Genomic DNA, 4232 nt, shown 5'->3' on the forward strand with positions numbered 1-4232 from the left:
TAATCAAAATCATTTAAGTATTAAAGTTTTTCTGAAGTATTGCTGGCACCTGCTTTCCTGCAAGGCATAGAAGTACATTAGCCTGGCAGGGTAGCTTTTGGCAGTGACATAAGTTTACTCAGTAAATAATTGTGATCTAAGCCAGGTTTTAGCCAGCTCAACATCATTGAAATTGTTGATGATAAGGCCTCCTGAAAGCACTGAATGCTTAGTATATCTATCTACACTGGTTTTAACGAAGTTGCTTTCGGGCTCAACAAAAGCAATGTATTTCATGCCTGCCTCCACGGCTGCAGGGTTCCAATGCTCTATCATCCATTTTGTATCTACCGGATCATAAACATTGGCCTGGTTTAGATTGGCTATCCACCCTAATGCAGGAAATTTTTTCATTTGCTCCTTATATAAACCGAGGCAATGCACCATCATATCCCGAAACTCTTCCGATGGTACAAACCCGAACTTCCCGGCAATAACACAGGGAACAGCAGGATCGAAATCAAGGTATACTTTATCAGTGGTATAAAGCCTTGCAATTACGCCGTCTTTCATAGCTTACACAGTTAATTTGGGGCTTAGTACTTCCTGGTTGTTTACTTATTTACACGATGTTTCTAAAAGCAGTGGCATCTTTGGAGCACCAAAGATGCCCGCTACCTAACAAAACACCTGCCTGAAGGGGCAAGCATTACAACCTAAAAACTACCGGGCGATATTAAGTCTGTTTTTCATAGGATAATAGAAACAGAGGGGGACAATAAGGTGGACTATTGGTAAAACCCCTAAAATTAAATAGATACCTACTTTTTTTTGGATCAAGCTAAGTCTTAACTTTTCGCCTCAGTGTTTGACAGACAGTTGTTAGCGGCAATCTGCAAAAGCAGTTGGCTAACTGTGGGTCACTAATTTTAACAGGGCAAGCCTCACATCTCATGTTTTTCTTCCGGTCCGTTTGACTCACAGATTTCCATCTCTGTTCTTCTTATTCAATGGGGTCTCTTTTTGCGGATACTGTTATATGGCTGGCACTTTCATTGCAAAACGCCAGGGGCCGCACCTGTCTCTCAACCACACTGTCTTAATCGTCAAAAAGTTTAAAAAGGGGCTTGCTTGTCCGAAACGGTTGGTTTTACAGCTATACATTTTAAGCAGTGGCATCTTTGGATAACCACCCAAAGATGCCCGCTACCTACAAAACACTTGCCCGGAATAAGGACAAGTACTACAACCTAAAACTACGAGGCGATGTTAAGTCGATTTTTTATAGAACAATAAAAATAGGTAGGACAATAAGGTGGACTATTAAAAAAACATACCTTTTTATTGCCTCATGACCCCTTACCCGCAGGCTACTTTTCCTTGTTGTTGAGAAGGATCAACCTTCTGATACAAACTCTCACATACTATCCGGGCATAGCTCTATATCAAACAAAAAAAATGAGATTAAACCATTGATAGTCAAATCAAACTAATGTACTTTTAAGCGATTTTTTCTAAGCCCAAAGATGAATAGAGGGATTACTGTTATTAGTCCCTTTAGCAGGAGAAATCTATTCCGGAATTGCACTCCTATCCCCATAAGTGATGAGCATTACCGGCACCTGGTTATCAAATCACCAGGCTGTGGTTTTCAAAAAAACATCAGGTCAATTCAGGTCTACATGTTTTGAACAACCTTTACTTTATTGTCTGGCTGGCTCTATTTCTTTTAATGACCTAATACATAATAATTTATGTTCATGAGAAAACAACTGTATCTGTTTTTTGAAGTTGGCTCAAGTGTTACCGGTTCGGCCAGGAATTATGGCCCCAGGCCATGGCGGGAGGTAAAGCAATATACTAGACCACTGCAGGATATCTTCCGGCAGAAGTGTACTCTGGAACAATTATATACAGCAAAGACCATCGACAGATCTATGGCTGCTGAAATTTCCATAGGTTAAAACAAGGAAGATACCCGAAAGTACTTTCTCCCGTAAACTGTTCACAATTCTTTCATCAAACAGTAGAATATGGTGTTGTTTTCACACATACAAACGTTTTTGAAACAAAACTCAAATAACATTTTTCTCGCTATCCCTGCCATTATTGGCATTTTTTTTATCCTGGGTGATTATAAAAAGGATTTGACCATTTTTCCCAGCCATACGATCACCACTTACATTGACACTGTTGACCATGGCACCTCTCAAATACATGATATAAAGCTACTGGATACCAGCAAACTTTTTTTTAGCTATACACTTGGCAATGGCTTTCAATATCCATACATCGGCGTTCTCTTCAACAACCCCTCAGAACCAACTTTTGATCTGTCGGAATATGATTACGTAGAAATAGACTTGCAGGCAGAGAACTCCAAAAGTATCCCCGTGGTTATCAATATCGAGTGTTTCAATTGTTTTATAGGCCGGATAGTATCCCGGCCTATGTGGCATGAGCTGGAGTACGTAAAAGACCAAAGGACCTACAGGCTACCGCTGGCTGATTTCAAAACGCCCAATTGGTGGTTTATTTACACTAAGAATACAAAAAAAGATATGGCTCCGCCGGATTACCGGTATACCACGGGCCTATCCATTTTAAACTGCCAGTTGCTACCGGTCAACCAAAAGGAAAGCGTGATAATTAACAGCATCCGGCTGAGCAAAGACTACTTGCCGGGCACTATGGCTGTATTACTGATGCTTGTCATTTTTTATTTGATGGTCTTTTTTATTATTAAACTAAAGCAAAGCCAACCGGTTATTTTTCCCCATAAGAACCTCGATGTTGGCAATCTTGAAGATGAAGAGGCCAGAAGTATAATCAACTATGTTTCTGAACATTATAATCACACGGACCTGTCTCTGTCTACACTGCAAAGAGAACTGGGCATGACCGAATCAAAAATTTCTTCGGTATTTAAAAAAGCCTGTGGAACTACTTTTAAAAAATACCTTAATCAGATCCGTCTTCGTGAAGCAAAACGTTTGCTTGAGCAAACCGACAGGCAAATTATGGAAGTGGCATACAGTGTAGGCTATGGCAATGTTTCTCACTTCAACAAGGTATTTAAAACATCAGAAGGGTGTGCTCCAAATGAATACAGGAAAAAATTGAGGAAAAACACGTGATACAAAACAAAAACCAACCCACCCCCAAACCCTTTATCAGAATCAACTCCATAGTCACCTAATAATTAATCGATTACAGGTTTTTACGAAGTTTTTGAAGGAAAAAGCAAATTGATAACCAGTGTTTTTTCCCACTCTTGCAAATGCTTTATCAAAGGCCTAAAGAGGCTCTGTCGCCAACAAATGTTGCCCTTACCAATACGCATTGGAAAGGTACAGTGAGGTAAGATTTTAATTCTCCTAACCCGGCATTCCCTGATGCCATAAATCCAAAAACTGATATGTAAGAACTACTTACGGCTTTGTTCATTGTCTATTGTCTTTACGCCATGCGTTTCTGTGCTTACCCAAACAATTATTTTTTCAACCATTGAAATACGAAGGCATTTGGATAGTTCTGCGGTCGATAAATTATCGTGCTTCAAACCTGAAACCAGCGATTTCAACTGTAAAATTCAACGAATCAATATGTTAAGAGGAATAACAACAATAATGTTCATGTTTTGCTTTGCAGCGGGTTTTGCTCAAAGCAAATGTCTTGAAACAGTCACCCTTCCCAATGAAGCAGCATGGGGAGGTGGTGATTCACAAGGTTCTATGCTCATAGGAAATACCTATGGCCCCGGGGAAGGCCCCGGCATCTATATAGTGGCAGATGGCGGATATCGCTTATACCTCAACGGAGAATTACTTGCCTATGATAATGCCGCCGGAAGGGTGCAGTTCGTTCCCATGACCTTTTTACCAGGGTATAATGCCATATCCGTTGCAGGGATCAACGGACAAGATGCGCCCGGGGTACTGGTCCAGATTGATGAACTGGAAAAATCCTACTATTCAGGTTCGTCATGGAGAGCCAATGCAGAGCCTTCTGACAATGCCTGGAAAAAGAAATATTACAACGACCTGCAATGGAGCTATGCGCAAGAACAAAGCGGCTCCATTACCAGTACACCCAGTGGCGTAAGCTTCTCCGGTTTCCCCGCAGGTTCAAAGTCGAAGTGGATATGGAGCTCCAACTCCGGAGACCAACAGGCCGTGCTAAGGTATGTTTTTAAAATACAAGCTGTTGGTTTTGGCAGAAACACCACCGGCGGTGAGGATGCTGAAATAGTG

The 4232-nt window shown here is 41.0% G+C and carries 4 protein-coding genes; 3 read left to right on the forward strand and 1 reads right to left on the reverse strand.

Going from position 1 to position 4232, the window contains the following annotated elements:
* Positions 1–114: 114 nt before the first annotated feature.
* Entirely contained in the window at positions 115–552 is a 438-nt protein-coding gene (locus E1163_RS02030; protein ID WP_155168947.1) for a hypothetical protein, read from the reverse strand.
* Positions 553–1739: 1187 nt separating this feature from the next.
* Between E1163_RS02030 and E1163_RS02035 the strand changes: the two genes are divergently transcribed.
* The 3 genes from E1163_RS02035 to E1163_RS02045 form a co-directional block, all read left to right on the forward strand.
* Positions 1740–1943: a hypothetical protein gene (locus E1163_RS02035; RefSeq protein WP_155168949.1), complete on the forward strand. Its 204-nt coding sequence runs from the start codon at positions 1740–1742 to the stop codon at positions 1941–1943.
* A gap of 99 nt (positions 1944–2042) precedes the next feature.
* On the forward strand, positions 2043–3116 hold the full coding sequence (locus E1163_RS02040) for a helix-turn-helix domain-containing protein (RefSeq protein ID WP_185155924.1): 1074 nt from the start codon (positions 2043–2045) through the stop codon (positions 3114–3116).
* A 498-nt stretch (positions 3117–3614) separates the two neighbouring features.
* The coding region (locus E1163_RS02045) for a hypothetical protein (protein WP_221417910.1) at positions 3615–4232 on the forward strand (618 nt) is incomplete at its 3' end.

It is taken from the genome of Fulvivirga kasyanovii (genome assembly GCF_009711405.1).
In the GTDB taxonomy this organism is placed as follows: Bacteria; Bacteroidota; Bacteroidia; order Cytophagales; family Cyclobacteriaceae; genus Fulvivirga; species Fulvivirga kasyanovii.